This window comes from Acerihabitans sp. TG2, from assembly GCF_035013185.1.
Lineage (GTDB): Bacteria > Pseudomonadota > Gammaproteobacteria > Enterobacterales > Enterobacteriaceae > Acerihabitans.
The window spans coordinates 1-504 of the sequence record NZ_JAYGJO010000107.1; the positions used below are offsets into that span (position 1 = coordinate 1).

Sequence of the window (504 nt, forward strand, 5' to 3'; positions counted from 1 at the left end):
GCCGCCGATATCGAACAACAGTTGGCCACGTTATTACCCGAACCTAAAACCGACAAACCCGCTGTGCCCAAACGCCGACCGTTGCCGCCGGAACTGCCACGCCAGGATATTCACCTAGCCCCGGCATCCGATAGCTGCCCGGACTGCGGCCATGCCCTGCGTTTTATCCGCGATGAGATCAGCGAGCGGTTGGAATATGTCCCGGCGCGTTTTATCGTGCATCGCCATATTCGCCCGCAGTTCAGTTGTGAACACTGCGATACCGTGGTCAGTGCGCCACTGCCGGCGCAGCTGATCGAAAAAGGCCAGCCCGGCCCAGGGTTGCTGGCGCAGGTGGTCAGCGCCAAATGCCTCGATCATCTGCCGCTCTATCGCCAACAGGTTATCTATCAACGCAGCGGTGTTGATATCCCGCGCAGCACGCTGGCCGGTTGGTTCGGCGCAGTGGGCGCGGCACTCAAACCGCTGGCCGGGCGGCTGCATCACGACCTGCTGCAACATCCG

General features: G+C 61.5%; 1 protein-coding gene. It reads left to right on the forward strand.

What is annotated here, in order from left to right:
* Positions 1 to 504 (forward strand): IS66 family transposase (locus SJI19_RS24745; protein ID WP_323480883.1); only part of this gene is annotated, 504 nt, incomplete at both ends.